We start from the raw sequence: 26,460 nt of genomic DNA, 5'->3' as shown, positions 1-26,460 counted from the left end.
GTTGTGCGGACTGTCAGCTCAAACGCGGTTCATGTCGAAGCCGGCCTTTTCGCCGGTGCCGTAGACCTTGAGCGCACCCTTTTCGCCGACGGCGTTGGGGCGGTTGAAGATCCAGTTCTGCCAGGCGGTGAGCCGGCCGAAGATGCGGGTGGCCATGTTTTCCTTGCTCGCGAAGCGCAGGTTGGCCTCGAGGCCGGTGAGCGCGTCGGGCGACATGGCGGCGCGCTCCTCGATGACGATGCGGATCTCGTCGTCCCAGTCGATGTCGTCGGGTGCGGCGGTGACCAGGCCGAGCTTCAGCGCTTCGTCGGCGTCGAGCGCCTTGCCTGCGGCGGCGCGCGCGGCTTCGAGCGGCGCGGCCTCTTCATAGAAGCGGCGCTGCAGGCGGCTCTGGTCGTTCACCATCGGGAAGAAGCCGAAGTTGAACTCGTCGAGCGTGAGCTTGGGTGCGCGGTCGGCATCGTCGGGCAGCGCGAGCATGTACGTGCGGTCGGCGGCGAAGGCCAGCTCGGCCAGCGTGCCGGCAAAGCACGAGCCGGCTTCGACCAGCGCGAACAGGCTGCGCGAAGAAACATCGAGGCGTGCCAGCGTGCGACGCAGCGCACCGATGGTTTCGCGCACCAGCCAGTGGTCCTTGTTGGCAAGCATCACGGCGTCGGATGCGAGCACGGCGGCGGCATCGCCTTCGGTCTTGAGCAGCCAGGTGCCGGTGTCGAGTTCGTTGGTGCGCAGGTTGAGGATGGCGTCGTCGAGTTCGCGGCACATCGCGAGCGGCCACCAGGCGGCGCCTGCGGCCTCGATGGCGGCGATGTCCGCCGGCTGCGTGCCGGTGGGGGCCTTGACGGTGATCGTGGCGGTGCGCTTGCTGCGGTCGATCTGCACGTTGACGTGCGAATAGGCGATGCCGTCGGCGCTGTCGGTGCGCTCGAGGCGGGTCAGGGCCACGCCCTTGCCGCTGGCGGGGCGGTCGCTGCCTGCGGCGAGCTGCGAAGCACGGTCTTGCACCGCAGCGGCGAACTGCGCGGGCTTGGCCACGGCATCGACCAGACGCCAGTCGACCGCGCGCTGGCCGCGTACGCCTTCGACGCTGGTACAGAAGATGTCGGCGAGGTCATGGCGCACGTGGCGCTTGTCGGTCACGCGGGTCAGGCCGCCGGTGCCGGGCAGCACGCCGAGCAGCGGCACTTCGGGCAGCGACACGGCGGAGGAGCGGTCGTCCACCAGCAAAATCTCGTCGCAAGCCAGTGCCAGTTCGTAGCCGCCGCCCGCGCAGGCACCATTCACGGCCGCGAGGAACTTCAGGCCCGAATGCTTCGAGGAGTCTTCGATGCCGTTGCGCGTCTCGTTGGTGAACTTGCAGAAGTTGACCTTCCACGCATGGCCCGAGACGCCGAGCATGAAGATGTTGGCGCCCGAGCAGAAGATGCGGTCCTTGCCGCTGGTGACGATCACGCTGCGCACTTCGGGGTGCTCGAAGCGCACGCGGTTGAGCGCGTCGTTCAGCTCGATGTCCACGCCCAGGTCGTAGCTGTTGAGCTTCAACTTGTAGCCGGGGCGGATGCCGCCGTCTTCCGCAATGTCGAGCACGAGGCGCGCGATGGCACCGTCGAAGCTCAGCGACCAGTGGCGGTACTGTCCGGGTTCGGTGCGGTAGTCGACGCGCGGGGGCGCCTGGAGCGTGGTGGTGTCGGTCATGCGGAAGTCTCCTGTGGGGCAGTGTTCGGAAACCGTGAACAGGAAAGATAGTGCACTTTCTTGCTCCGATGACATGCATCATGCTGCATGCAAATAGGCAAGTCAATGCCTAGTGCACTTTTTTTCAGATTTCAGGCGCCTAGACCAGTCCCATGGACTGGCGGGCGACGGAGCGCAAGGCCTGGAAGCTCTGCGACAAGGTCTTGCCGCTCGTATCCACCGACAGATCGGCCTTCGAATAAAAGGCGGCCCGGCCGTTCAGGATGCGGCGTAGGTCTTCCATCGCTTCCTTGCTGGCGGCCATCGGGCGGGTGTCGCCCTGCGCGGCCACACGACCCATGTGCTCCTCGGGCGCGGCCTGCAGCCACACAGTGGTGCAGTGCGCGAGCAGTTCGTTGAAGGTGGCCGGGTCTGACACGATGCCGCCGGGCGTGGCGATGACCACCTCGCTGTAGATCTGCACAGCCTCCTCGAGCGCGCGGCGCTCGTAGCGACGGTAGGCGTTGGTGCCGTACAGGTCGTGGATCTCGCGCACGCTGCAGCCGGCGAGCTTCTCGATCTCGCGGCTCAGCTCGATGAAGGGCAGCTCCAGGTCTTCGGCCAGCATCTGCCCCAGCGTCGACTTGCCCGCGCCGCGCAGCCCCACGAGGGCGATGCGCCGGTGCCGCGCCGGGTCGACCGAGGCGGTGCCCAGCAGCTCGCCGAGCGCCACGCGCACGCGGCGCAGGTCGGCTTCGCTGCGGTGCTCGAGCAGTTCGCGGATCAGCAGCCACTCGGGCGAGCTGGTCGTGACGTCACCCACCAGTTCGGCCAGCGAGCAGTGCAGCGCACCGGCCACCTGCTGCAGCACCAGGATCGACGCGTTGCCGATGCCGTATTCAAGATTCGCCAGGTGGCGCTCCGACACGTCGGCCGAAATAGCCACCGCCTTGCGCGTGAGGCCGCGCTGCGCGCGCAGGTTGCGCACGCGGTCGCCCAGCGCCACCAGCAGCGGATTCTTCGCCTCCCCGGCGACGGCGTGACCCTGGGCACCGTTGCTGCCGTTGCCGCTTTCCAGCGCGGCGGCCAGCCCCGCGTCTACATGCTCATTCATGCAATTCCTCGTTCTTCGCCGGGATTGTGCGCGCTCAGGGTAAACACCATAGATGCACTATATTGCTTGACACTCATTGTCTCGATGCTTATTGTTCGGCCACACGCAAGATACTGCACGCGCAGTGATCCTGCAAGGTAGTTCCAAAGTTCGAGGCCCCACGATGTCCGACAGCAGCACTCCCGCCACCGGCAAGGAAGCATTTCACCAGCTGATCGCCGGCCTGACCGCCGAGATTGCCGGCAGGCCGCTCGACGGCACGCTCGACCAGTGGCTCAACGCCACCCACGGCGCGGGCAGCGCCAGCTTCGAACAACTGCGCCAGGCCTGCATCGGCGGCGTCGCCGAAGGCTGGCTCTGCGAACGCGAAGGCGGCGGCATCAGGTACGGCCGCGTCTTCAAGGCCGAAGACGCGCTGCACCGCTTCTCGGTCGACGTGGTCGACATGAAGGACATCGCCGGCCCGCACCACACGCATCCGAACGGCGAGATCGACCTGATCATGCCGCTCGACGACAGCGCCGCCACCTTCGACGGACGGCCCGCGGGCTGGTGCGTCTACGGGCCCGGCACCGCGCACCGCCCGACCGTGGCCAGTGGCCGCGCGCTCGTCCTGTATCTGCTGCCCGAAGGGCAGATCAAGTTCACCGTATGAAGCACTCCCCCAGGCTTGCCCACTTCGTGTGGCCGCCAACCCCCTCGCCGGGGGCAACACCAGCGGCCCGGCAAAGCCGGTTCCGCGGTGTTCCCCGAACCTGCCCACGTTGAGACCCATCGAATGACCGAGCTCCTTTCCAACTACGTCGCCGGCCGCTGGCAAAGCGGATCGGGCGCCGGTACGCCCCTGTTCGACCCGGTGCTGGGCACCGAGCTCGCGCGCGTCGATGCCACCGGCCTCGACCTGCCCGCGGCCTTTGCCTTTGCACGCGAACAGGGCGGCCAGGCGCTGCGCGCCCTCACCTACCGCCAGCGCGCCGCCTTGCTCGCAGCCGTCGTGAAGGTGCTGCAAGCCAACCGCGACGCGTACTACGAGATCGCCACCGCCAATTCCGGCACGGTGAAGAACGACTCGGCCGTCGACATCGACGGCGCGATCTTCACGATCGGCCAATACGCGAAATGGGGCGACGCACTGGGCGACGTTCGCGCGCTGCGCGACGGCGAAGCCGTGAAGCTCGGCAAGGAACCGGTGTTCCAGTCGCAGCACCTGCAGGTGCCAACACACGGCGTGGCGTTGTTCATCAACGCCTTCAACTTCCCCTCCTGGGGCTTGTGGGAAAAGGCTGCGCCCGCGCTGCTGTCGGGCGTGCCCGTGATCGTGAAGCCCGCCACGGCCACCGCCTGGCTCACGCAGCGCATGGTGAAGGACGTGGTCGATGCAGGCGTGCTGCCCGCTGGCGCGCTCTCCATCGTCTGCGGCAGCTCGGCCGGTTTGATGGACGCGCTGCAGCCCTTCGACGTGGCCTCGTTCACCGGTTCGGCCGAGACGGCCGCAGTGATCCGCTCGCACCCCGCCGTGGCCGAGCGCTCTGTGCGCGTGAACATCGAGGCCGACAGCCTTAACAGCGCCCTGCTGCTGCCCGGCGCCGCACCCGGTAGCGAGGCCTTCAACCTGCTCGTGCGTGAAGTGGTGCGCGAGATGACGGTGAAGTCGGGCCAGAAATGCACGGCCATCCGCCGCATCCTGGTGCCAGCCGAGGTGTACGACGCGGCGGCCGAAGCCATCGGCGCCAAGCTCGCGGGCATCACCGTCGGCAATCCGCGCAACGAGAGCGTGCGCATGGGTTCGCTCGTGAGCCGCGCGCAGTTGAACGCAGTGCGCGAAGGCCTCGACGCACTGGCCGCGCAAACAACTGTGCTGCACGATGGCCGCAACAAGCCGCTGATCGACGCCGACCCGAACATCGCCGCCTGCATCGGCCCCGTGCTGCTTGGCGCGCGTGACGCCGATGCGGCGCAGCGCGTGCACGACGTGGAAGTGTTCGGCCCCGTGGCCACGCTGCTGCCCTACCGCGACCTCGCGCACGGCATCGCGCTGGCGCACCGCGGCCAGGGCTCGCTCGTCACCTCTCTATATGGCAGCGACGACGCAGCTCTGGCGCAAGCCGCGCTGTCGGTCGCGCCCAGCCACGGCCGCGTGCACGTCATCACCCCCGAAGTGGCACAGGCCCATACCGGCCACGGCAACGTGATGCCGATGTCGCTGCATGGCGGCCCCGGCCGCGCGGGCGGCGGTGCAGAGCTCGGCGGGCTGCGAGCGCTCGATTTCTATCACCGCCGCAGCGCGGTGCAGGCGAGCCCCGGCGTCATCGCCGCGCTCGGCCTCTAGAACAAGAACACGGCCGAAGGAGACAAGACCATGACCCTGCCCACACGATTCAACTTCGCCGAGCATCTGTTCGCCCTCAACCGCGGCCGCGCCGAACGCACCGCCTACATCGATGACCGCGGCACGCTGAGCTACGGCCAGCTCGAAGACCGCGCGCGCCGCCTGGCCGCCGCGCTGAAGGCCGCAGGCATCCGGCGCGAAGAGCGCGTGCTGCTGCTGATGCTCGATGGCAACGACTGGCCCGTGAGCTTTCTCGGCAGCCTCTATGCCGGCGTCGTGCCAGTCGCTGTCAACACGCTGCTCACGCCCGACGACTACGCCTACATGCTCGACCACAGCCGCGCGCAGGCGGTGCTGGTGTCGGGCGCGCTGCTGCCCACGCTGCAGGAGGCGATGGCGCGCGGCGGCCATGAAGTGCACACGCTGTTCGTGTCGCAGCCCACGGGCGCCCTGCCCGATGGCGCGAAGGAATTCAATGCCGCGCTCGCCACCGTCGAGCCCCTGGCGTCGCCCGTGACAACCGCTTCCGATGACCCGGGTTTCTGGCTGTACTCCTCCGGCTCCACCGGCAAGCCCAAGGGCACTGTGCACACGCACGCCAACCTGTGGTGGACGGCCGAGCTCTATGGCAAGCCTGTGCTCGACCTCACCGAGAACGACGTGTGCTTCTCGGCCGCCAAGATGTACTTCGCCTACGGCCTCGGCAATGCGCTGACCTTCCCGCTGTCGGTCGGCGCCACCGTGGTGCTGATGGCCGAGCGGCCCACGCCCGACGCCACCTTCCGCCGCTGGGTGGAGCACAAGCCCACCGTGTTCTTCGGTGCGCCCACGGGCTTCGCGGGCATGCTCGCATCGCCCAAGCTGCCTGCGCGCGAAGCGGTGGCGCTGCGCATGTGCTCATCGGCCGGTGAAGCCTTGCCGGGCGAGATCGCTCAGCGCTTCAAGGCGCACTTCGGCTGCGAAATCATCGACGGCATCGGCTCGACCGAGATGCTGCACATCTTCATCTCCAACCGCCCCGGCGACATCCGCTACGGAACCACCGGCAAGCCGGTGGACGGCTACGAGGTCGAGCTGCGCGGCGAAGACGGCCGCCCGGTGCCCGACGGCGAAGTGGGCGACCTCTACATCCGCGGCCCCAGCTCGGCCCTGATGTACTGGGCCAACCGCGAGAAGTCGCGCGAGACCTTCCAGGGCGGCTGGACCAAGAGCGGCGACAAGTACACGCGCGACGCCGACGGCTACTTCACCTACGCCGGCCGCAGCGACGACATGCTCAAGGTCAGCGGCATCTACGTGTCGCCCTTCGAGGTCGAGGCCACGCTGATGCAGCACCCGGCCGTGCTCGAAGCGGCAGTCATCGGCAAGGAAGACGCCGAAGGGTTGACCAAGACCAAGGCCTTCGTGGTGCTGAAAGACGGCAGCGCGGCAACCGAGGAAGAGCTGAAGGCCTTCGTCAAGGAACGCCTCGCGCCATATAAATACCCGCGCTTCCTGGAGTTCGTGAGCGAGCTGCCGAAGACGGCGACCGGCAAGATCCAGCGCTTCAGGCTGCGCGAGCGCGAGAAGCAGGCATGAGCACGCCCGACTTCGCCGCCATCGACTGGCGCGGCCGCACTGTGCGCATCGAGTGCCAGTGGATCGCCCCCGAGCGCACCGACGCTCCGCTCATCGTGTTCCTGCACGAAGGCCTCGGCTCCGTCGCCATGTGGAAGGACTTCCCCGCACAAGTCTGCGAAGCCGCCAGCGCGCGAGGCCTGGTCTTCTCGCGCCCCGGCTACGGCCGCTCCACCCCGCGCGCCGAAGGCGACATCTGGGACGTCGACTTCATGCACCGCCAGGCGCACGAAGTGCTGCCCGCCCTCTTCGCCGCGCTGGGGCTCGGCGATGAAAAGCCCTGGCTCTTCGGCCACAGCGACGGCGGCTCGATCGCGCTGCTGTACGCCTCGCGCTTTCCCGAAAAAGTCGAAGGCCTGGTCGTGCTCGCTCCGCACATCTTCGTGGAAGACAAGACCGTCGCGAACATCGAGATCGCCCGCACCGCGTACCTGGGCACCGACCTGCCGAAGAAGCTCGGCCGCTATCACGACAGCGCCGACTCCGCCTTCTGGGGCTGGAACCGCATCTGGCTGCACCCGCCCTTTCGCGACTGGAACATCGAGGCGGAGCTCGACACCATCCGCTGCCCCGTGCTTGCCATGCAGGGCATCGACGACGAGTACGGCACGCTCGCGCAGATCCGCGGCATCGCCGCGCGCGTCAGTGGTTGCGAGCTGCTCGAAATCCCTGAATGCGGGCATTCCCCGCATCGCGATCAGCCGGATCGTGTCATCGTCGCGGCCACTTCTTTCATCACCAAAAACAGGAGACAGACACCATGACCCTTCCCACCTCCGTACGTACAGCCCGACTGGCCCTCACGGCCATCGCTTTCGCCGCGCTGGCCTCGGCCGCCGGCGCCCAGGGCACCGGCAAGCTCAAGGTCGGCCTGATGCTGCCCTACAGCGGCACCTACACCGCCCTGGGCGTGGCCATCGAGAACGGCTTCAAGCTCTACGTCGACGAGCAAGGCGGCAAGCTCGCCGGCCGCGAGATCGAATACTTCAAGGTCGACGATGAGTCCGACCCCGCCAAGGCCACCGACAACGTCAACAAGCTCATCAAGCGCGACAACGTCGACGTGATCGTCGGCACCGTGCACTCGGGCGTCGCTATGGCCATGGCCAAGGCCGCCAAGGAAAGCGGCACCGTGCTGATCGTGCCGAATGCCGGCGCCGACGCCGTGACCGGGCCGATGTGCGCGCCCAACATCTTCCGCAGCTCGTTCAGCAACTGGCAGCCGGCCTTCGCCATGGGCGAAGTGGCGGCCAAGCAGCAGGGCAAGAAGAAGGCGATGACCATCACCTGGAAATACGCTGCCGGCGACGAGTCGGTCAACGGCTTCAAGGAAGGCTTCGAGAAGAACGGCGGCAAGGTCGACAAGCAGCTCACGCTGCCCTTCCCCAACGTGGAGTTCCAGGCGCTGCTGACCGAGATCGCGGCGGCCAAGCCCGATGCGGTGTACGCCTTCTTCGCGGGCGGCGGCGCGGTGAAGTTCGTGAAGGACTACCAGGCCGCAGGCCTGAACAAGACCATTCCTCTGTACGGCCCCGGCTTCCTGACCGACGGCACGCTCGATGCGCAGGGCGAATCGGCACAAGGCATGCTGACCACGCTGCACTACGCCGACGGCTTGAATACCGCGCGCGACAACGCCTTCCGCGTCGGCTATGCCAAGGCCTTCAAGCTGCAGCCCGACGTGTACGCCGTGCAGGGCTACGACGCGGCGCAGATGCTGGGCGTGGGCCTTGCCGCCACCAAGGGCGACATCGGCAAGAAGGCCGAGTTCACGGCCGCCATCGAGAAGGCCAGGATCGACAGCCCGCGCGGCACGTTCACGATGAGCAAGTCGCACAACCCGGTGCAGGACATCTACCTGCGCAAGGTCGAGGGCAAGGAAAACAAGCTGGTGAGCACGGCCATCAAGGGACTGGCCGACCCAGCCCGCGGCTGCAGGATGTAAATAGGCTCACCCCCAGGCTTCGCTCACTTCGTGTGCTGCGCCAACCCCCTTGCAGGGGGCGACACCTGCGGCCCGGCAAAGCCGGTTCCGCGGTGTCCCGCGCAGTGCATTCCCATTGAACAACGATCCCGCCCAGAGAGAACCTCCTCGTGGATTTCGGAACCTTCTTGGTCCAGTGCCTGAACTCGGTTCAGTACGGACTCCTGCTCTTTCTCGTGGCCTCGGGGCTGACGCTGATCTTCGGGATCATGGGCGTCATCAACCTCGCCCACGGCAGCTTCTACATGATCGGTGCGTACATGGCGTTCGCGCTCGCGCCGCTGTTCGGCGACCAGTTCCTGCTGATGCTGGTGGCCGGCGTGGTGCTGGCCGCCGTGTTCGGCTACCTGCTCGAATGGGCCTTCTTCAGCTACCTCTACCAGCGCGACCATCTGCAGCAGGTGCTGATGACCTACGGCCTGATCCTGGTGTTCGAGGAACTGCGCTCCATCCTGGTGGGCAACGACGTGCACGGCGTGAAGGTGCCCGCATGGCTCGACGGCAGCTTCGCGCTGGGCAACGTCATGAGCTACCCGTGGTATCGCCTCTTCGCCTCGGCCGCCTGCATCGTGCTGGCCGTGGGGCTGTACTGGGTGGTCAACCGCACGCGGCTGGGCATGATGATCCGCGCCGGCGCGAGCAACCGCGACATGGTGCGTGGCCTGGGCATCGACGTGAAGCGGCTCTACCGCATCGTGTTCGCGGCCGGCGTGGCGCTGGCGGCGCTGGCCGGCATGATCGCCGCGCCGATGTCCTCGGTGTACCCGAACATGGGTGCGAGCGTGCTCATCATCTGCTTCGTGCTGGTGGTGATCGGCGGCATCGGCTCGATCACGGGCGCGCTGGTGGCCTCGCTGCTGGTGGGCTTCGTCGACACCTTCGGCAAGGTGTTCTTCGCGGACCTCAGCGGCATCGGCATCTATCTTCTGATGGCCATCGTGCTCATATGGAAGCCCGAGGGGCTGATGGGGAAGCGGCCATGACAGCCATGAAAAAAACCGCCTTCCTCCTGCCCGTAGCCTGCGCGGTGGCCATCGGCATCGCCGGTCCGTTGCTGGGCAACTATGCGTCGGACTTCATCGTGAAGGTGATGATCCTGTCGATCTTCGCGCTGAGCCTGGAGCTGCTGGTGGGCATGACGGGTCTCGTGAGCCTGGGCCACGCGGCGTTCTACGGCATTGGTGCGTACATGACCGTGCTCGCCTCGGGCAGCGAGGGCGGCAACTTCGCGCTGCTGCTGCCGCTGGCCATGGGCGCGGCTGCGCTCTATGCGCTGTTCGTCGGCGCCCTGAGCCTGCGCACGCGCGGCGTGTACTTCATCATGGTGACGCTGGCCTTCGCGCAGATGGCCTTCTTCGTGTTCCACGACACCAAGGTCGGCGGCGGCAGCGACGGCATCTACATGTATGTACGCCCTGCCATCGGCGCGCTCGACATGGAGAACCGCACGGTGCTGTTCTACGTGGTGCTGGCGTCGCTGGTGTTCACCTACGGGCTGCTGGCACTCATTCGCCGCTCGCGCTTCGGCGCAGCGCTGGCCGGCATCCGCGTGAACGAGCAGCGCATGCGCGCGGCAGGGTTCGCGGTGTATGGCTACAAGCTCGCGGCCTTCGTGCTGGCCGGTGCGCTGGCCGGGCTCGCGGGTTTCCTGCTGGCCTCGCGCGACGGCGTGGTCAACCCGGAGCTGATGGCATGGCACAACTCGGGCGAAGTGCTGCTGATGGTGATCCTCGGCGGCCTCGGCCATCTGCGCGGCGCGGTGATCGGCGCCATCGCGTTCACGCTGCTGAAGGAAATCTTCTCGACGCATGCGGTGATGGGCCCGCTGGCGGACCACTGGCAGCTGACGCTGGGGCTGACGATCATCGTGTTCGTGGCGCTGCTGCCCAAGGGGCTGATCGGCCTGGTCCAACGCCTGTCGCCGAAGGGGGCCGCATGACGACCGCACTGCTTTCCGTCGAAGGCCTCACGCGCCGCTTCGGCGGCCTCACGGCCGTCAACGCCGTCACGCTCGACCTGCACGTCGGCGAAGTCCATGCGGTGATCGGCACCAATGGCGCGGGCAAGTCGACGCTGATCAACATGCTCTCCGGCGAGATCGAAGCCTCCGAAGGCCGCATCGCGCTCGACGGCGTGGACATCACCGGCCGCGCCCAGTCGAAGCGTGCGCGCGACGGCGTGGGCCGCAGCTACCAGCGCACGACCATCTTCCCGGAGTTCAGCGTGCACGAGAACTGCCGGCTCGCCGCGCAAGCCGCCACGCCCAAACCCTGGGCGTTCTGGCAATCGTCGAAAGATTGCGCCACCAGCAACGCATCGGCCGACGCGGCACTGGAAGCTGCCGGCCTCGCCCATGAAGCGGGCCGCATCGCCGGTACCATGAGCCACGGCGCGCAACGCCAGCTCGAAGTGGCCATGTGCCTGGCGACCAACCCGCGCGTGCTGCTGCTCGACGAGCCGCTCGCCGGCATGGGCGCGGAGGAAACCGACCGCATGCTCACGCTGCTCGCGCGGCTGAAGGCCACGCATGCCATCCTGCTGGTGGAGCACGACATGGACGCGGTCTTCCGCATTGCCGACCGCATCACGGTGATGGTGAACGGCACCGTCATCGCCACAGGCAACCCCAAAGAGATTCGCGAGAACCCCGAAGTGCGCACCGCCTACCTCGGAGAAGACCACTGATGCTCATCGTCCGCGACCTCAACACCTACTACGGCAACAGCCACATCCTGCGCGGCGTGCACGCCGGCATTCCGGCGGCCACATCGGTCGGCCTGCTCGGGCGCAACGGCATGGGCAAGACCACGCTGATCCGCACGATGATGGGCTACGTGCGCCCCGCCTCGGGCGAAGTGCAGGTCGACGGCCGCACCGTCACCGGCCTGCCGCCCGAGAAGATGGCGCGGCTGGGCATCGGCTACGTGCCCGAGGGCCGCGGCATCTTCCCGAACCTGTCGGTGCGCGAGAACCTCGTGATGAGCGAACGCGCCGGCATCGACGGCCGGCGCGAGTGGACCTTCGACCGCGTGATGGCCACCTTTCCGCGACTTGCCGAGCGGCTGTCGCACGGCGGCCAGCAGCTGTCGGGCGGCGAGCAGCAGATGCTGTCGATCGGCCGCGCACTCATGACCAACCCGCGCCTGCTGATCCTCGACGAGGCCACCGAAGGCCTGGCGCCGCTGATCGTGGCCGAGATCTGGCGCGTGATCGGCGAGATCCGTGCGACCGGCATCGCGACGCTGATCGTGGACCGCGACTACCGCAAGGTGTTGGCGCACACCGATCTTGCGGTGGTGATGGAGAAGGGACAGATCGTGCGGCACGGAGCCTCGGCCGATCTGCTGGCCGAGCCGCAGGCGCTGGAAGAACTGCTGGGCGTGTAGAAGGGGTGCGCCCGCATGCGGTTGCGGCTGACGCAGTGAGCAATCAGGCCACGCGCTGCTTGAGAACAGTCGGTTCGATGACCGGCGCCGGCCAGAGCTGCAGGTGGTAGCGATCGCCGCCTTCCAGCCCGTCTTCGGAAAGCGTGTTGAGGCCCGCATAGCAGGCACGCAGCCTGTAGGTTCCGGGCGCAACGGGAATGCGCGCCGCATCGGGAAAGTAGTCGGTACAACCGGCGATGACCAGGTTGGCGCTCTGCGTCACCAGGGTGCATTCGACGACATGCTCCCACTGGTCGAGATCGAGCGGGCTTTCCGTATCGAGGATCTCGACGGTGACGGGCACGTCCATGTTGCGAACGGTGCCGATGCCGACGACGCCGGCTTCGGTCGCAAGCATGCGTTCCACGGCTTCGTCTGTCCACGCATCGGAGAGGTCGCCATCCGCGGCCTCGTCCTGGATGTAGAACTGGAAGTAGTCGGCAAAGATGCTGAATTCATGCATGGGGCGTACTCCGATTCCTTTTTTTGCTATTCGATGAAGCGCCGCAGCCCTTCGAGATCGATCACGGTGATGCCACCGTACTCGATGCGCAGGAAGCCCGCTTCCTTCAGCCGGTTCAGCGCCGCATTGCACCGCTGACGCGACACGCCCGAGAGATTCGCAATCTCCTCCTGCGAGGTCTGCAGGTGAGGCTCGCTCCCCGGATGCAGCCACGGGTGGAACAGCCCCGCCAGCGCGCGCGCCACCTGGCTGTCGGCATCGAGCAGCCTGTGCGCCGCGTAGTTGCCCATGAACCAGTGCAGCCGCTCGTTGATCTGCTGCAGCAGGAAGTGGTCGAAGCCGCGCTGCGTGCGGTGCAGCCACTCGAAGGTTTCGAGCGGCAACTGCGCTACGCGGCTCGGCCGCAGCGCGATGATGTCGGCCGAACGCGGCAGCGCCCGCAGCAACGTACCCTCGCCAAACCAGCTGCCGACCGAGAGCCCGCCGAAGGTCACGGAGCGTCCGTCGCTCGAGGTGATCGACCACTTGAGCAGCCCTTCGAGCGTGCCGTACCAGTGCAGTGGCGTGTCGCCGCGCCGGCACAGCGCGGCACCCGCGGCCACGTCGACCTCGCGTATCTCGTCGAGCACGCGCTCGCCCGCCGCCACGTCGAGCAGCGGGAACCAGGCCGAGCCCTGGAGCAACTGGGGAATCGTGAGCGATGCCGCCTGGATGGCGGGCCTGGTCGTGGGCATTTTCTTTTTACTGCGCGCCCTTGAGCTGTTGCAGCTCGGCCTGCGCTTCACGCAATTTTTCTTCGCGGTCTGCGATCTTGTCGGCTCGGCCCTTGTGCTGCGCCTCGCGCAGGTCACGCTCGCGTTCTGCCACCTTGCGTTCCTGGCTGCGAATGCGCCGCTGGTGCTCTGCACCCAGCTTCGCGTCGCTGCAGGTGCGGCGCACTTCGCCCAGCGCCTTTTCGAGCCCGCGCACGCGCTGCTTCTGGCCCTTGGCCTTGGCCGCCTCGATGTCGCGGCCAATGGCCTCGCGCTTGGCTTCGCAAGTGGTGGGGCCTGCCGGTTGCGCGAGCGTCCAGGTCGAGGTCAGCGCGGCCGCGGCGGCCAGGAGGATGGGCAGTAGTCTCATTGGTTCTCCTTGATGCGCGCAATGGCGCTGGGGCGACTTTAGCGTTTGGCGCAGCGTAAACCCTGCCCCCAAATGTCGTCGCGATGACTGAGTGCAAATGCGCCCCAAAAAATAATGACGCGCCCCCATGAAAGACACCAGGAGTCCCCGAGCATGTCGAAGCGCAAAGTGATCGTGACCATCGCCCCTACCGGCGGCATGGCGCACAAGTCGCAGAACCCCCATCTCCCCACGCAGCCCGCCGAAATCGCCGCCGACGTGCTGCGCTGCTGGAACGCCGGTGCCAGCGTGGTGGCCATCCACGCGCGCCGCCCGGACGACGGCGCCACCTGCAACGCCGACGTGTACCGCGACATCAACAGCCGCATCCGCGCAGGCGGCAGCGACATCGTCATCAACAACTCCACCGGCGGCGGCGTACACGGCGACATGGTGAAGCCGCTGGCCGGCGAGCGCTGGGAGATCGCGTGGGAAGAGCGCATCAAGGGCATGGACGCCGGCGCCGAGATGTGCACGCTCGACGCGACCACGCTCAACCTGAGCTTCGAGGGCAGGCAGATCCTGATGGACACGCCCATCACCCGCGGCCGCGAACTGGCCGCCGGCATGAAGGCGCGCGGCATCAAGCCCGAGTGGGAGGTGTTCAGCCCCACGCACATCCTGCAGGACACGACCACGCTGATCCAGGAAGGCCACGACGACGAGCCCTACTTCATCAACATGGTGATGAACGTGCACCGCAACTTCCAGAACGCGATGCCCTACTCGCCGCGCTTCCTGCAGATGATGGTCGACACCCTGCCCAAGGGCAGCATCTTCTGCGTGAGCGGCATCGGCCCCTCGCAGCTCGAAGCCAACGTGGCGGCGCTGCTGCTGGGCGGCCATGCGCGCGTGGGCCTGGAAGACAACCTCTACTTCCGCCAGGGCGAGCTGGCCACCAACGTACAGCTCACCGAGCGCATCGTGCGGGTGATACGCGAGCTCGACATGGAGGTGGCCACGCCGGCCGAGGCGCGGCAGATGATGGGCCTGCCGCGGGTGGGCACGCCGAGGCCCGAGTTCGCGCTGGGCTGACGACGAAGAAGAACCAGAACAACGAACGAACGGAGACAGGCACATGAACATTTCCCGCACCGCCCTGGCCCTCGCCCTGGGCACGGCTTTCGCAGCAAGCGCCTCGGCCCAGGTGTCCGACGACACGATACGCATCGGCTTCATCAGCGACATGTCGGGCATCTACCGCGACTACGACGGCCCGGCGGGCGCCGAGGCCATCCGCATGGCCATTGCCGACATGGGCGGGGCCATCGGCGGCAAGAAGATCGAGCTGGTCACGGCCGACCACCAGAACAAGCCCGACATCGCCGCCGCCAAGGCACGCGAATGGTTCGACGTGCAGAAGGTCGACATGCTGATCGCCGGCGTCAACTCGGGCGCGGCCATTGCGATGGCTGGCGTGGCGGCCGACAAGAAGAAGCCTTACTTCGTGGTGGGCTCGGGCGCGTCGAGCCTCACCAACGAGTACTGCTCGCCCTACACGGTGCACTACGCCTACGACACGGTGGCCATGGCGCGCGGCACTGCGAGCGCGGTGGTCAAGGCTGGCGGCAAGAGCTGGTACTTCGTGACGGCCGACTACGCCTTCGGCGCGGCGCTGCAGAACGACGCGGCCAAGATCGTGCAGGCCAGTGGCGGCACGGTGGCGGGCTCGGTGAAGCATCCGCTGGGCGCGAGCGATTTCTCTTCGTTCATGCTGCAGGCACAGAACTCGAAGGCGCAGGTGCTGGCGCTGGCCAATGCGGGCGGCGACACGGTCAATGCCATCAAGTCGGCGGCGGAGTTCGGCATCAGCAAGAACATGAAGCTGGCCGGCATGATCATCACCATCAATGATGTGCATGCGCTGGGCCTGAAGAGCTCGCAGGGCATGTACCTCACCGACAGCTGGTACTGGAACCAGAGCCCCGAGGCGCGCGAATGGGCGCGCCGCTTCTTCGACAAGCACAAGCGCATGCCCTCCTCCTTCCATGCCGGCGACTACTCGGCCGCGCTGCAGTACCTGCAGGCCGTGAAGGCCGCGGGCAGCGACGATGCCGACAAGGTGATGGCGCAGTTGCGCAAGACGAAGTTCAATGACATGTTCGTCAAGGGCGGCTGGCTGCGCGACGACGGGCTGATGGTGCACGACATGCACCTGATGCAGGTGAAGACGCCGGCCGAGTCGAAAGAACCATGGGACTATTACAAGGTGGTCGAGCCGATCCGCGGCGAGGCCGCATGGACCACGAAGGCGGAGAGCCGCTGCGCGCGGTGGAAATCAGCATGAGCATGAGCACTTCTTCTTCGAGCGTGAAGCGCGTGGCGGTTGTCGGCACCGGGGTGATCGGTGCGAGCTGGGTCGCGTACTTTCTCGCGCACGGGCTCGACGTGAACGCGACCGATCCGTCGCCCGGCGCCGAAGACAGGCTGCGCGCTGCGGTGGCGCAGCACTGGCCCACGCTGGAGCGCTTCGGCCTGGTGCCGGGTGCATCGGTAGACCGGCTGCGCTTTCACGACAGCCTGGAAGACGCCGTTTCGGTGGCCGACTTCGTGCAGGAGAACGGCCCCGAGCGCATGGATTTCAAGATCGACCTGTTCCGCCGCATGGATGCCGCCGCGCCGCCGGACACGATCCTCGCGTCGAGCTCGTCGGGCCTTGCGATCAGCGGCGTGCAGTCGGGCTGCGCGCATCCACAGCGCGTCGTTCTGGGGCATCCGTTCAACCCGCCGCACCTGATTCCGCTGGTGGAGGTGATCGGTGGCGAGCAGACCTCGGCCGAGGCCATCGAGCGCACGATGGCGTTCTACGCCGCCATCGGCAAGCGGCCGATCCACGTGAAGCGCGAGGTGAAAGGCCACATCGCGAACCGGCTGCAGGCGGCGCTGTGGCGCGAAGCCTTCCACCTCGTCAACGAAGGCGTGGCGAGCGTGGCCGACATCGACACGGCCATCGCGCACGGACCCGGCCTGCGCTGGGCGGTGATGGGGCCGTTCATGAACCTGCATCTCTCGGGTGGTGCTGGTGGCATCGAGCACGTGCTCGCGCACCTGGGTGGACCGATCGAGGACTGGTGGAAGGACCTGGGCACGCCGTCGATGACTGCAGATCTCAAGCAGAAGGTGACGGACGGCGTGGCCCAGGAACTGGGCTCACGCCGCACCAGCGACCTCGAAGCTGCCCGCGACACCCTGCTGTTAAACCTGATTCGCGCGAAGGCAGAGACCGGCAAGCTCGACTAGATGAAAGCTTGCTTTTCGATTTTTCGCGTTGTTCGTTCGGGGTGCGATCACGCCGACGGGGTGCCTTGCTCCGCGAATGTCCCCCGGCCTGCGGCCTCCTCCTTTATTTCGCTGCGCAAGGCACCCCATCGACGTGATCGATGGACGCAACGCTCGTGCGGCCGGCAATACGGCTGCGCCCATGTGCGAATGGCACCGGGTGCTCCCCGCAGCGAAATAAAGGAGGAGGGGCGCAGCCCCGGGGGACATTCGCGGAGGGGAGTACCCGGTGTCATTCGCACACGCCCTGAACAAACCCCGGAACACTGAAATGACCGACTTCCTCAATGACGAAAGTCTGATCGCCCCACCCCGCACGGTGCGCATCGACTTCGACGACGGCTCCTTCGCGCTGCGCTCGCCGATGGCGTTGAAGCCTTACGCACGCTGCATCGGAGAATGGCTGGAACGCTGGGCCGCGGAAACGCCCGACGCGCTGGCCTTCGCCGAGCGCGACGAAACAGGCGAAGGCTGGCGCAAGCTCGACTACCGTGCGCTGCGCCAAACAGTCGGCTCAGTGGCGCAAGGCCTGCTCGACCTGAACCTGCCGGCAGGCCAGCCGGTCGTGATCCTCTCGGACAACGCCATAGACCACGCCGTGCTGATGCTCGCGACCATGCACATCGGCCGCACCGCGTGTTCGCTCTCCAGCGCCTACTCGCGCATGGCCAAGGACCCTTCGCGGCTGCACGGCATGCTGCAGGCGCTGAAGCCCGCGTTGATCTATGCATCCGACGCCAAGATATACGGCGCATCGCTCGCAGGCTGCGGCGTGGAAGCGGTCACGGTGTTCAGCCGCAACGCCGATGCGCATCCCGGTGCGATCGGGTTTGAACGATTGCTCGCAGCGAAGGAAACACCCGCCGTCATGCAGGCCTTCGCCGACGTGCTGCCCGATACGCACGCCAAGTACCTGCTGACCTCCGGCTCCACCGGCAAGCCCAAGGTGGTCATCAACACGCACCGCATGCTTTGCGCCAACCAGCAGATGATGGCGCAGACCTGGCGCTTCCTCGCGCAGGAAAAGCCGGTGCTGGTCGACTGGCTGCCCTGGAGCCACACCTTCGGTGCGAACCACAACCTGCACATGGTGCTGTGCCACGGCGGCGCGCTCTACATCGACGAGGGCCGGCCCGCGCCGGGGCTGATCGAGAAGACGGTGCGCAACCTGCGCGAGGTGAAGCCCACGCTGCTGTTCAACGTGCCGCGCGGCTTCGACATGCTGCTGCCCTTTCTCGAAGCCGACGACGCGCTGGCCGCCGAAGTGTTCTCGCGGCTAAGGCTTGCCTTCTATGCGGCGGCGGCGCTGGCACCCTCCACCTGGCAGCGGCTCGAAGCGGTGGCAAAGCGCGTGCGGCCCACGCGGCCGCTGTGGCTCACCACCTCGTGGGGCGCGACAGAGACCTCGCCCGCCATCACCTCCGCGCACTGGAAGCTCGACGGTGCCGGCTGCATCGGCGCGCCGCTGCCGGGGCTGGAGCTGAAGTTCGTGCCCAACGGCGAGAAGCTGGAGATGCGCGTCAAGGGCGTCTCGGTGTTCCCCGGCTACCGCGATGCGCCGCGCGAAACGGCGCAGGCTTTCGACGAAGAGGGCTACTACCGCATCGGCGACGCCGGCTTTCTCGCGAACCCGGCGCAGCCCGCGCATGGCGTGATCTTCAACGGCCGCGTGGCGGAAGACTTCAAGCTCTCGACCGGCACCTGGGTGTCGGTGGGCACGCTGCGCGTGAAACTCGTGTCGATGCTCGCGCCGCATGCGCAGGACGTGGTGCTCACAGGCCACGACCGCGACGAGATCGGCATGCTGGTGTTTGCGAGCCCGCAAGGCGCGGCGCTGCCGCCGGAGGCCATGGGTGAGCGCATCGCCGGCGTGCTGCGTTCGCTGCGCGACGAAGGCGCGGGTTCCTCGCAATGCCCGGCCTGTGCACTGGTGCTGGCCGAGCCGCCGAGCCTCGATGCGGGCGAGATCACCGACAAGGGCTACATCAACCAGCGCGCCGTGCTCACGCGCCGCGCGGCGGACGTGGCGCGCCTGCACGCCCTTGCCGATGACGACCTGCAGGTGGTGCGGCTGCGCGCCTGATCAAGAAGATCACGAAGGCTGCTCGAACAGCGCCAGCAGCGTGTTCTTCAGCCACTGGTGCAGCGCGGAGGTTTCGTGCCGCTGGTGCCAGAACAGTTCGATGACGCGTGCCGGCGCCTCCAGCGGCACGGGCATCCGGCGCAGGCCGGCCAGGCGCGCAGGCTCGAACTTCTCGGACCACGGCAGCACCGCGATCAGGTCGGAGCGGCGCACCACTTCGTACGCGGCGCCGTAGTGGTTCACCGTCGCGACCAGGTTGCGCTGCAGCCCTCGGCTGTGCAGGAACAGGTCGTAAGTCGGCGTGGTCTTGCCGACCAGGCTCACGTCCACATGGCGGGCCGCGAGGAATTTCTTCAGCGGAATCCTGTCGGCGCGCGCCAGCGGATGCCCGGTGCGCATGACGCATACGAAGTCAGGCGACCACAGCGCCCTCGACTTGAGAAACGCCGGCCGCTGCACTTCCTCGTTGTAGACGCTGATCGCGAAGTCGGCCTTGTTGTCGGCCAGCACCTTGTCGAAATCCACCAGCGTGTTGGGAATGGCGTGGATCAACATCGACGGCGCCGCCTTGCTGAGCTTGCTGGCGAGCCGCGGCACCACGATGCCCGAGACGTAATCGGACATCGCGATGCTGAGGCTGGCGGTACTGCGCAGCGCATCGAAGCGCTCCAGGTCGAGCGTGCCGCGAATCGCATGCAGCGATTGCGACAGCGGCTCCCACAGGTCGATGGCCCGCCGCGTCGGGTTGACGCCGGCCCCGCTGCGCACGAACAGCGCGTCGTCGAAGGTCTCGCGCAGACGGCGCAGCGCATTGCTGACCGCGGGCTGCGTCAGCGACAGCTTGCTGGCTGCACGCGTGACGTTGCCCTCGGTCATGAGGGCCTCGAACACCTTCAGCAGGTTGAGATCGGCGGAGCGGTAGTTCATCGTGCGGCCTGACCATTCACTGAATCAATAAACACAATCACACGTATAAATTTGTCGTGATATCCCCGCGATCCTACGATCTGCCGCTTCTCTGCACCACCGAAGTCGAGGGATTCACATGACCATGCTGTCGGCCCGCATCGAGCGCCTGCCGTTCTCCGGTTTCCATCGGCGCCTGCTCCTCATGGGAGGACTGGGCTACACCTTCGACGCAATGGACGCAGCGGTGATCGCCTTCGTGCTGCCGGTGCTGCGCACCGAATGGGGGCTCAGCAGCGTGCAGATCGGTGTGCTGGCCAGCGCGAACTTCATCGGCTTTTTCTTCGGCGCCCTCGCGTCCGGCACCTGCGGCGACCTGTTCGGGCGGCGCGTGGTGATGATGTCGGCACTGGCGATCTACTGCGTGGCGTCGCTCTTCAGCGGCATGGTCGACAGCTGGACGGTGTTTCTCGGGCTGCGCATCGTGGCCGGCTTCGGCGCCGGCGCCGAGAGCGCGATCATCGCGCCCTACCTGTCGGAGTTCGTGGCGCGCCGCTACCGGGGCACCTTCACCGGCGCACTGGCGGGCTTCTTCTCGTTCGGCTTCGTGGCGGCGGCGCTGCTGGGCTACTTCATCGTGCCGGCGCATCCGCAGGGCTGGCGCATCGTCATCTTCATCACCGCGATGCCGGTGCTGCTGCTGCTGTGGTGGCGGCGCGCGCTGCCCGAATCGCCGCGCTGGCTGGAAAGCCAGGGGCGGCAGGCCGAGGCCGGGACCATCGTGGACGCGATGGAGTCCGAGACCGTGCAGCGCGGCCTTGCGCTGCCCGCGCTCAATGCAGAGGACGTGGCCGCCCCGCCGCCCAGCAACAGCCGCGGCAGCCTGCTGAAGAACTACGCCACGCTGGTCTCCAGCAAGCTCATCCGCATCAGCACCATGACCTGGCTGATGTGGCTGGCGATCACCTTCAGCTACTACTCGTTCTTCACCTGGATTCCCAGCCTGCTGATCCAGAACGGAATGACGATCACCAAGAGCTTCGGCTACTCGCTGGTGATCTACCTCGCGCAGATTCCGGGCTACTTCTCAGCCGCCTGGCTCAACGAGAAGATCGGCCGGCAGGCCACCATCGTGAGCTACATGCTGCTGGGCGGCCTCTCTGCGCTGGGGCTGGCCTTCACGCACAGCGACGGGCAGATCATGGCGGCGGGCGTGCTGCTGTCCTTCTTCATGAACGGCACCTATGCGGGCGTCTATGCCTACACGCCGGAGGTTTTTCCGACACAGGTACGTGCGACGGGCTCCGGCCTGGCGTCGGCCATCGGGCGCATCGGCGGCATCACGGCGCCGATCCTGGTCGGCTTCATCTATCCGGCGCTGGGCTTCGCGGGGGTGTTCGGCATGACGACGGCAGTGCTGCTGCTGGGCGCGGCGGCCGTCACCTTCATGGGCATCCCGACGCGCGGCCGTTCGCTGGAAGACATTGCGGCCGCCGAACTTTCCTGACTCAGGGCATCCATGCAACCCAAGCTTCTCGATGAATCGCTGTCGGCCGTCGCGCGCGCGCATGCCGACACGCAACAACCCCAGGCCACCTTCGACGCGCTCGAGAAGGCGGTGGCCGCGACCATCGGCCACCGGCTCTTCACCATCCTGGTGCACCACCGCGAGGCGCGCGAGTCGGAACGCATCTACACCAACATGCGCGAGGCCTATCCGGTGGGCGGGCGCAAGCCGATCACCGATTCGCCGTGGATGCAGCAGGTGATGCAGCGCGGCCTGCCCTACATCGGCCGCAACGCCGACGACCTGCGCGACGTGTTCTACGACCACGAGCTCATCGTGTCGCTGGGTTGCCACAGCGTGCTGAACATTCCGCTGCGCTGGCGCGGCGAGACGCTGGGCACGCTCAACATGCTGCACGAGGAAAACTGGTACGACACCGGGCACGTCGAGCCCGCGCGTGTGTTCGCGCAGCTGGCGCTGCCCGCAGTGATGGCACAACAGACCAAGGAGTCCATGGCATGACGAACACCGTACTTTTCAAGAACGCCAACCTGCTCGACCCGCAGCGCCCCGAGCTGCTGGAAAACCACCACATCCTGGTCGAAGGCGGCGTGGTCCGCGAGGTTTCCGACAAGCCTATCCACAGCCCCTCGGCGCGCACGATCGACGTGAAGGGCAAGACCGTGATGCCCGGCCTCATCGACCTGCACGTGCACGTGATCGCGGTGGAGCTCAATCTCTCGCGGCAGGTGCATATGCCCAACGTGCTCATCACGCTGCGCAGCGTGCCCATGCTGCGCGGCATGCTGCGCCGTGGCTTCACCACGGTGCGCGACGCGGGCGGTGCGGGCTTCGCGTTCAAGCAGGCGGTGGAATCAGGGCTGGCGCAGGGTCCTCGCCTGTTCGTCTCCGGCCGCGCACTGAGCCAGACCGGCGGGCACGGCGACATGCGCGCGCGCTCCGACTACCTGATGAGCAACGACGGGGCGTGCGCCACCTGCGTGCGCGTCGGTGCGCTGGCGCGCGTGGCCGACGGCGTGGACGCGGTGCGCCGTGCCGTCCGCGAGGAGCTGCAGATGGGCGCTGACCAGATCAAGATCATGGCCTCCGGCGGCGTGGCCTCCCCAACCGACCCGGTGGGCGCCTTCGGCTACAGCGAGGACGAGATCCGCGCCATCGTCGAAGAGGCCCGCGGGCGCGGCACCTATGTGATGGCACACGCCTACACCGCCGAGGCCATCGCGCGGGCCGTGCGCTGCGGCGTGCGCACCATCGAGCACGGCAACCTTGTCGATGCGCCCACGGCCGAACTCATGGCGCAGCTCGGCGCGTATGTGGTGCCAACGCTGGTCACCTACGACGCATTGGCCAACGAGGGCGAGAGCTTCGGGCTGCCGAAGGAAAGCGTGGCCAAGGTGGCCAGCGTGCGCGAGGCCGGCCTGCGCTCGCTTGAGATCTACAAGGCAGCAGGCGTGAAGATGGGCTACGGCTCCGACCTGCTGGGCGAATCGCAGCGCCTGCAGAGCGACGAGTTCCGCCTGCGCGCTGAAGTGCTGTCACCCGCCGAGGCCATTGCCAGCGCAACGACGGTCGCGGCCGAGGTGCTGGGCATGAGCGAACGCCTGGGCCGGCTGGTGCCCGGTGCACTGGCCGACATCCTGGTGGTGGACGGCAATCCGCTGCGCGACGTCGGCTGCCTGCTGGGCCAGGGCGAGCGCATTCCGCTGGTCATGAAGGAAGGCGTGGTGCAGTTCGACGAGCTGGGCACCGTCCACTGAAGGGCTACGGCAGCGCCAGCCACTTGCGCCAGAGAACCAGCGCCTTGTCCTGGTAGCGACGGGTGGCAGCGAGCAGCGCGGCGCGCGGTTCGGGCGACATGAGTTCGGCCGGCAGCAGCGGATCGCGGATGAGGTGCGCGATCACGGCACGCCCCAGCAGCAGCGACTCGCGCGTGGCCACTTCGAGCCGCTGGGTGCGCAGCCGCTTCTCGCTGCGTTCCAGGCCCGTCTGCAGGCGGCTGCAATCGGCCGTCAGCGCACGCACATTCCAAAGCTTGCGTGCGGCGGCCTGCGCGGCATCGTCCAGATCGGCCAGCCGGAACACCAGGGCGATGCGCGACAGGCCCAGATCGGCCAGCTGCACGCGCTCGCCTTCCAGCCCACCCGCGAGGTTGTCGGGCCGGATGTTCAGCCCCGGCCGCAGCGCCGCAAAGCCGCGCAGCGACAGCGCAAGAGCGTGATGGCGCCACGCTGTCTTGTCGGCGCGCGGCACGCCGGCGTCGTGCACGGCGAGCCAGTCGCCGCGCCACGCGACGGCCTGCGCCTGCTTGTGCCGCCAGTCGTCGACCGCGCGCGACAGCGCCGGGCCCTTGCGGTTGAGCGCGTAGCTGCCTCGCTCGCCGCGCGCGATCTTGCCCTCGGCCGCGAGCCGCGTCAGGCCCACGCGCAGCGTCGATTCGCCGATGCCCATGAGCTCGCCCGCGCGGCACAGCGCCTGCGAACTCAGCGTGCCGCCGTCGGCAACCAGCAGGTCGAGGATCAGCTCCGGCGCGCTGGGGATGGCGACCGGCACATTACATACTTTGTCCATAATTGCGAAACAGAGAAATATTTCCTACGATGCAACCGAGCGACCGCTAATGTAATTTAGCCCGAAAGGATGCACGCATGGCCATGCAGTACGTGGCGTACGACGTGGACCGCACGGTCTGCACCATCACGCTGAGCCGCCCGGAGAAACGCAATGCGGTCGACGGCGTGGTGGCCGCCGAATTGCGCCAGGCCTTCGAGCGCTTCGAAGCCGACGACGCACTGCGCGTCGCGGTGCTGGCCGGCGCGGGCGGCAACTTCTGCGCAGGCGCCGACCTCTCGGCCGTAGGCGACCCGGCCCGGCGCAATGAGCTCGATACCGAAGGCGGTGGCAGCGGCCCGATGGGGCCGACGCGCATGGCGCTGTCGAAGCCGTTGATCGCGGCGGTGAACGGCTATGCGGTGGCGGGCGGCCTCGAGCTCGCGCTGCTGGCCGACCTGCGCGTGGCCGACGACGACGCGGTGTTCGGCGTGTTCTGCCGCCGCTGGGGCGTGCCGCTGATCGACGGCGGCACGGTGCGGCTGCCGCGCATCGTGGGCATGGGGCGCGCGCTCGACATGATTCTTTCGGGCCGTCCGGTGGGCGCGCCCGAGGCGCTGGCGATGGGTTTGGTCAACCGCGTGACGCCGCCCGGCGGTGCGCTGGCCGCCGCGCAGGAGCTGGCTCACCAGCTCTCTGCATTCCCGCAGCAATGCATGCTGGCCGACCGCCGCTCCGCCTACGGGCAGTGGGACATGCCGCTGGCCGAGGCGCTGCGCCGCGAGGGTGCGCAGGGCGTACCGATGGTTTTCGCCGAAGGCGAAGCCGGCGCGGCGCGCTTCGCCGGCGGCGCAGGTCGCCACGGGGAATTCAAGCGCTGAAGAAGCGCAGCGTGGTACGCAGCGCCTTGGCGAAGCGCGGGTCGGCCATGGCGCCCACGTTGAAGCGCGACCAGCGCGACACCTGCGTCGAGTCGACGCTGAAGATGCGCCCCGGCGCCATCACTATCTTGCGTGGCAGCAGCTCCTTCGCGAAGGCCAGCGAGTCGGCCACACCGGGCAGCGCGGCCCACACGTAGAGCGACTGCGGGGTGCGCGCGAACACCTCTGCGTCGACCGAGTCGAACAGCTTGATCGCGTTGCGCGTGGCCTCGCCGAGCCGCGCCTGCAGGCGATTGAGGTGCCGCTGGTAGTGGCCCTCGCTCAGGATGACGTCGACCGTGCGCTCGCAATACTCCGAACTGCTCACGTGGATCAGCGCCTTCAGGTCCGCGAGGTCGCTCGCCAGGTCGGCGCCGCAGGCGATGAAGCCCACGCGCAGCGCTGCGGAGAACGACTTGGAGAAGCTGCCGATGTAGATCGTGCGCTCCAGCTGGTCGAGCGCGGCCAGGCGCGGCAGCGAGGTGGGCTTGAAGTCGGCCAGCGGATCGTTCTCGACGATCAGCAGGTCGTGCTTCTGCGCGAGCTGCAGCACGCGGAAGGCCTTGGCGGGCGAGATGTCGGAGCCCGTGGGGTTGTGCGCGATCGACTGCGTGAAGAACAGGCGTGGCCGCTCGGCAACGAGCAGGCGCTCCAGCGCCTCGAGGTCGGGCCCGTCGGCCAGGCGCGGCACGCCCAGCACCTGCGCGCCCGCGAGCTTGAGCTTGCCGAAGAGGGGGTAGTAGCCAGGGTCGTCCACCAGCACCTTGCCGCCGGGAGGCACGAAGTAGCGGATGACGATGTCCATCGCCTCGTTGGCGCCGTGCGTCAGCACGATCTGCCGCGGCTCGGCGCCGATGCCGAAGTCGGCCAGCTTGCGCACGAGATGGTCGCGCAGCGGCGCATAGCCGAAGCGGCTGCCGTAGCGGAACAGCGCGCCGAGCCCCGTGCGGACCACCTTCGGGTGGTACTTGTCGAGCCGCACGTCGGCCAGCCATTCGACTGGTGGAAAGCCATCGCCCACCGCAATGGCGTCGGGCTGGGTCTTGAGCTGCTCGCGCATGAGCCACACGATGTCCATGGCGCGGCCGAGACTGCCGGCGTCTTCTTCCACCGGCTTGACCACCTGCTGCGGCAGCACGAAGTAGCCCGAACCGCGGCGCGGCTCGACCAACCCGCGCGACACCAGCAGCTCGAAGGCGGCCACGACGGTGTTCTTGGCGTAGCGATGAAGCTGCGCAAGCTCGCGCAGAGAAGGAAGCTTGTCGCCGGCCTTGTAGGCGCCGCTGGCGATCTGGCGCGCAAGAGTCTCTGCGAGCGAATCGGCAATGGTGGTCATGGGCGCCGACTGTGACACAGCGGCCCGCTTTCGCGCACCACTGTCCGCACTGTCCCGCCAAACTGTGCCTTCCGCCGGCGGTACAGCCGGCCTA

At 67.4% G+C, this 26,460-nt stretch carries 25 protein-coding genes; 17 read left to right on the top strand and 8 right to left on the bottom strand.

The genetic code is table 11. From position 1 onward, the window contains the following. Positions 1-18: 18 nt before the first annotated feature. Positions 19-1,695 (bottom strand): 2,3-epoxybenzoyl-CoA dihydrolase, encoded by a 1,677-nt coding sequence (gene boxC / locus BLW48_RS11605; RefSeq protein WP_093174762.1) that lies wholly within the window; start codon positions 1,693-1,695, stop codon positions 19-21. Between the two features lie 139 nt (positions 1,696-1,834). After that, positions 1,835-2,788 (bottom strand): helix-turn-helix transcriptional regulator, encoded by a 954-nt coding sequence (locus BLW48_RS11600; protein WP_093174760.1) that lies wholly within the window; start codon positions 2,786-2,788, stop codon positions 1,835-1,837. 163 nt (positions 2,789-2,951) lie between these two features. Here BLW48_RS11600 and BLW48_RS11595 point away from each other — a divergent pair, with 163 nt between their 5' ends. The 9 genes from BLW48_RS11595 (at position 2,952) to BLW48_RS11555 (ending at position 12,104) form a co-directional block, all read left to right on the top strand. Next, the gene (locus tag BLW48_RS11595) at positions 2,952-3,443 is read left to right on the top strand and encodes a DUF4863 family protein (protein WP_093057059.1); all 492 of its coding nucleotides are present in this window, start codon (positions 2,952-2,954) and stop codon (positions 3,441-3,443) included. 123 nt (positions 3,444-3,566) lie between these two features. Beyond that, positions 3,567-5,117 carry a 3,4-dehydroadipyl-CoA semialdehyde dehydrogenase gene (locus BLW48_RS11590; RefSeq protein ID WP_093174757.1) on the top strand — a complete coding sequence of 517 codons (1,551 nt, stop codon included), beginning with the start codon at positions 3,567-3,569 and terminating at the stop codon, positions 5,115-5,117. Positions 5,118-5,147: 30 nt separating this feature from the next. Then, complete coding sequence (locus tag BLW48_RS11585) at positions 5,148-6,695, top strand: benzoate-CoA ligase family protein (RefSeq protein WP_093174755.1); 1,548 nt, start codon at positions 5,148-5,150, stop codon at positions 6,693-6,695. After that, on the top strand, positions 6,692-7,498 hold the full coding sequence (locus BLW48_RS11580) for an alpha/beta fold hydrolase (protein ID WP_093174752.1): 807 nt from the start codon (positions 6,692-6,694) through the stop codon (positions 7,496-7,498). Before BLW48_RS11585 ends, BLW48_RS11580 begins: the two co-directional genes overlap by 4 nt. Next, entirely contained in the window at positions 7,495-8,679 is a 1,185-nt protein-coding gene (locus tag BLW48_RS11575) for an ABC transporter substrate-binding protein (RefSeq protein ID WP_093057063.1), read from the top strand. The genes BLW48_RS11580 and BLW48_RS11575 overlap by 4 nt, the downstream gene beginning before the upstream one ends. 149 nt (positions 8,680-8,828) lie before the next feature. Beyond that, positions 8,829-9,701 carry a branched-chain amino acid ABC transporter permease gene (locus BLW48_RS11570; protein WP_093174750.1) on the top strand — a complete coding sequence of 291 codons (873 nt, stop codon included), beginning with the start codon at positions 8,829-8,831 and terminating at the stop codon, positions 9,699-9,701. A 5-nt stretch (positions 9,702-9,706) separates the two neighbouring features. Then, positions 9,707-10,657, top strand: coding sequence for a branched-chain amino acid ABC transporter permease (locus BLW48_RS11565; protein WP_371127547.1), 951 nt, complete (start codon positions 9,707-9,709; stop codon positions 10,655-10,657). Further along, positions 10,654-11,403, top strand: a complete 750-nt coding sequence (locus BLW48_RS11560) for an ABC transporter ATP-binding protein (protein WP_093057066.1) — start codon at positions 10,654-10,656, stop codon at positions 11,401-11,403. Before BLW48_RS11565 ends, BLW48_RS11560 begins: the two co-directional genes overlap by 4 nt. Next, positions 11,403-12,104, top strand: coding sequence for an ABC transporter ATP-binding protein (locus BLW48_RS11555; RefSeq protein ID WP_093076543.1), 702 nt, complete (start codon positions 11,403-11,405; stop codon positions 12,102-12,104). The genes BLW48_RS11560 and BLW48_RS11555 overlap by 1 nt, the downstream gene beginning before the upstream one ends. Before the next feature lie 43 nt (positions 12,105-12,147). On the opposite strand, the gene BLW48_RS11550 is transcribed toward BLW48_RS11555, so the two are convergent. The 3 genes from BLW48_RS11550 to BLW48_RS34975 are packed head-to-tail and all read right to left on the bottom strand — an operon-like array spanning position 12,148 to position 13,728. Continuing rightward, entirely contained in the window at positions 12,148-12,606 is a 459-nt protein-coding gene (locus BLW48_RS11550; RefSeq protein WP_093174745.1) for a hypothetical protein, read from the bottom strand. Between the two features lie 26 nt (positions 12,607-12,632). Next, positions 12,633-13,340, bottom strand: coding sequence for a Crp/Fnr family transcriptional regulator (locus tag BLW48_RS11545; protein WP_093076540.1), 708 nt, complete (start codon positions 13,338-13,340; stop codon positions 12,633-12,635). 7 nt (positions 13,341-13,347) lie between these two features. Then, positions 13,348-13,728, bottom strand: a complete 381-nt coding sequence (locus tag BLW48_RS34975) for a DUF1090 domain-containing protein (RefSeq protein WP_143047741.1) — start codon at positions 13,726-13,728, stop codon at positions 13,348-13,350. 153 nt (positions 13,729-13,881) lie between these two features. Between BLW48_RS34975 and BLW48_RS11535 the strand changes: the two genes are divergently transcribed. From BLW48_RS11535 to BLW48_RS11520, 4 genes are all read left to right on the top strand, one after another. Then, positions 13,882-14,802, top strand: a complete 921-nt coding sequence (locus BLW48_RS11535) for a beta-keto acid cleavage family enzyme (protein ID WP_093174741.1) — start codon at positions 13,882-13,884, stop codon at positions 14,800-14,802. A 43-nt stretch (positions 14,803-14,845) separates the two neighbouring features. After that, positions 14,846-16,054, top strand: a complete 1,209-nt coding sequence (locus BLW48_RS11530; RefSeq protein WP_093174739.1) for an ABC transporter substrate-binding protein — start codon at positions 14,846-14,848, stop codon at positions 16,052-16,054. Positions 16,055-16,056: 2 nt separating this feature from the next. Then, entirely contained in the window at positions 16,057-17,007 is a 951-nt protein-coding gene (locus BLW48_RS11525) for a 3-hydroxyacyl-CoA dehydrogenase NAD-binding domain-containing protein (protein WP_371127549.1), read from the top strand. A gap of 310 nt (positions 17,008-17,317) precedes the next feature. Further along, positions 17,318-19,129: a feruloyl-CoA synthase gene (locus tag BLW48_RS11520; protein WP_093174737.1), complete on the top strand. Its 1,812-nt coding sequence runs from the start codon at positions 17,318-17,320 to the stop codon at positions 19,127-19,129. Positions 19,130-19,138: 9 nt separating this feature from the next. On the opposite strand, the gene BLW48_RS11515 is transcribed toward BLW48_RS11520, so the two are convergent. Beyond that, positions 19,139-20,056 (bottom strand): LysR family transcriptional regulator, encoded by a 918-nt coding sequence (locus BLW48_RS11515; RefSeq protein ID WP_093057074.1) that lies wholly within the window; start codon positions 20,054-20,056, stop codon positions 19,139-19,141. 118 nt (positions 20,057-20,174) lie between these two features. Between BLW48_RS11515 and BLW48_RS11510 the strand changes: the two genes are divergently transcribed. From BLW48_RS11510 to BLW48_RS11500, 3 genes are read left to right on the top strand one after another with little or no spacing between them, the layout of a single operon-like run. Next, positions 20,175-21,542: an MFS transporter gene (locus BLW48_RS11510; RefSeq protein ID WP_093174735.1), complete on the top strand. Its 1,368-nt coding sequence runs from the start codon at positions 20,175-20,177 to the stop codon at positions 21,540-21,542. Positions 21,543-21,554: 12 nt separating this feature from the next. Continuing rightward, positions 21,555-22,064, top strand: a complete 510-nt coding sequence (locus BLW48_RS11505) for a GAF domain-containing protein (RefSeq protein ID WP_093076531.1) — start codon at positions 21,555-21,557, stop codon at positions 22,062-22,064. Further along, complete coding sequence (locus tag BLW48_RS11500; RefSeq protein ID WP_093174733.1) at positions 22,061-23,320, top strand: metal-dependent hydrolase family protein; 1,260 nt, start codon at positions 22,061-22,063, stop codon at positions 23,318-23,320. Before BLW48_RS11505 ends, BLW48_RS11500 begins: the two co-directional genes overlap by 4 nt. Positions 23,321-23,324: 4 nt before the next feature. On the opposite strand, the gene BLW48_RS11495 is transcribed toward BLW48_RS11500, so the two are convergent. Then, positions 23,325-24,113: a PaaX family transcriptional regulator gene (locus BLW48_RS11495; RefSeq protein ID WP_256330756.1), complete on the bottom strand. Its 789-nt coding sequence runs from the start codon at positions 24,111-24,113 to the stop codon at positions 23,325-23,327. A 95-nt stretch (positions 24,114-24,208) separates the two neighbouring features. On the opposite strand from BLW48_RS11495, the gene BLW48_RS11490 reads away from it, so the two are divergent. Next, positions 24,209-24,991, top strand: coding sequence for a crotonase/enoyl-CoA hydratase family protein (locus tag BLW48_RS11490; protein WP_093174729.1), 783 nt, complete (start codon positions 24,209-24,211; stop codon positions 24,989-24,991). Here the strand turns inward: BLW48_RS11490 and BLW48_RS11485 are convergent. Continuing rightward, positions 24,981-26,366, bottom strand: a complete 1,386-nt coding sequence (locus tag BLW48_RS11485) for an aminotransferase-like domain-containing protein (protein WP_093057080.1) — start codon at positions 26,364-26,366, stop codon at positions 24,981-24,983. The genes BLW48_RS11490 and BLW48_RS11485 overlap by 11 nt on opposite strands. Between the last annotated feature and the right edge of the window lie 94 nt (positions 26,367-26,460).

Source organism: Variovorax sp. YR266 (assembly GCF_900107295.1).
Lineage (GTDB): Bacteria > Pseudomonadota > Gammaproteobacteria > Burkholderiales > Burkholderiaceae_C > Variovorax.
The sequence above is the reverse complement of the archived record's forward strand: the minus strand, read 5'-3'. Positions and strand labels throughout refer to the sequence as shown.

Excerpts from the sequence above, each read along its gene's own strand:
- BLW48_RS11520 (WP_093174737.1), top strand. The coding sequence starts at position 17,318 with ATGACCGACTTCCTCAATGACGAAAGTCTGATCGCCCCACCCCGCACG.
- boxC (WP_093174762.1), bottom strand. The coding sequence starts at position 1,695 with ATGACCGACACCACCACGCTCCAGGCGCCCCCGCGCGTCGACTACCGC.
- BLW48_RS11525 (WP_371127549.1), top strand. The coding sequence starts at position 16,057 with ATGAGCACTTCTTCTTCGAGCGTGAAGCGCGTGGCGGTTGTCGGCACC.
- BLW48_RS11595 (WP_093057059.1), top strand. The coding sequence starts at position 2,952 with ATGTCCGACAGCAGCACTCCCGCCACCGGCAAGGAAGCATTTCACCAG.
- BLW48_RS11585 (WP_093174755.1), top strand. The coding sequence starts at position 5,148 with ATGACCCTGCCCACACGATTCAACTTCGCCGAGCATCTGTTCGCCCTC.
- BLW48_RS11490 (WP_093174729.1), top strand. The coding sequence starts at position 24,209 with ATGGCCATGCAGTACGTGGCGTACGACGTGGACCGCACGGTCTGCACC.
- BLW48_RS11555 (WP_093076543.1), top strand. The coding sequence starts at position 11,403 with ATGCTCATCGTCCGCGACCTCAACACCTACTACGGCAACAGCCACATC.
- BLW48_RS11550 (WP_093174745.1), bottom strand. The coding sequence starts at position 12,606 with ATGCATGAATTCAGCATCTTTGCCGACTACTTCCAGTTCTACATCCAG.
- BLW48_RS11505 (WP_093076531.1), top strand. The coding sequence starts at position 21,555 with ATGCAACCCAAGCTTCTCGATGAATCGCTGTCGGCCGTCGCGCGCGCG.
- BLW48_RS11590 (WP_093174757.1), top strand. The coding sequence starts at position 3,567 with ATGACCGAGCTCCTTTCCAACTACGTCGCCGGCCGCTGGCAAAGCGGA.
- BLW48_RS11600 (WP_093174760.1), bottom strand. The coding sequence starts at position 2,788 with ATGAATGAGCATGTAGACGCGGGGCTGGCCGCCGCGCTGGAAAGCGGC.
- BLW48_RS11510 (WP_093174735.1), top strand. The coding sequence starts at position 20,175 with ATGACCATGCTGTCGGCCCGCATCGAGCGCCTGCCGTTCTCCGGTTTC.
- BLW48_RS11530 (WP_093174739.1), top strand. The coding sequence starts at position 14,846 with ATGAACATTTCCCGCACCGCCCTGGCCCTCGCCCTGGGCACGGCTTTC.
- BLW48_RS11575 (WP_093057063.1), top strand. The coding sequence starts at position 7,495 with ATGACCCTTCCCACCTCCGTACGTACAGCCCGACTGGCCCTCACGGCC.
- BLW48_RS11485 (WP_093057080.1), bottom strand. The coding sequence starts at position 26,366 with ATGACCACCATTGCCGATTCGCTCGCAGAGACTCTTGCGCGCCAGATC.
- BLW48_RS11580 (WP_093174752.1), top strand. The coding sequence starts at position 6,692 with ATGAGCACGCCCGACTTCGCCGCCATCGACTGGCGCGGCCGCACTGTG.
- BLW48_RS34975 (WP_143047741.1), bottom strand. The coding sequence starts at position 13,728 with ATGAGACTACTGCCCATCCTCCTGGCCGCCGCGGCCGCGCTGACCTCG.
- BLW48_RS11545 (WP_093076540.1), bottom strand. The coding sequence starts at position 13,340 with ATGCCCACGACCAGGCCCGCCATCCAGGCGGCATCGCTCACGATTCCC.
- BLW48_RS11535 (WP_093174741.1), top strand. The coding sequence starts at position 13,882 with ATGTCGAAGCGCAAAGTGATCGTGACCATCGCCCCTACCGGCGGCATG.
- BLW48_RS11500 (WP_093174733.1), top strand. The coding sequence starts at position 22,061 with ATGACGAACACCGTACTTTTCAAGAACGCCAACCTGCTCGACCCGCAG.
- BLW48_RS11515 (WP_093057074.1), bottom strand. The coding sequence starts at position 20,056 with ATGAACTACCGCTCCGCCGATCTCAACCTGCTGAAGGTGTTCGAGGCC.
- BLW48_RS11560 (WP_093057066.1), top strand. The coding sequence starts at position 10,654 with ATGACGACCGCACTGCTTTCCGTCGAAGGCCTCACGCGCCGCTTCGGC.
- BLW48_RS11565 (WP_371127547.1), top strand. The coding sequence starts at position 9,707 with ATGAAAAAAACCGCCTTCCTCCTGCCCGTAGCCTGCGCGGTGGCCATC.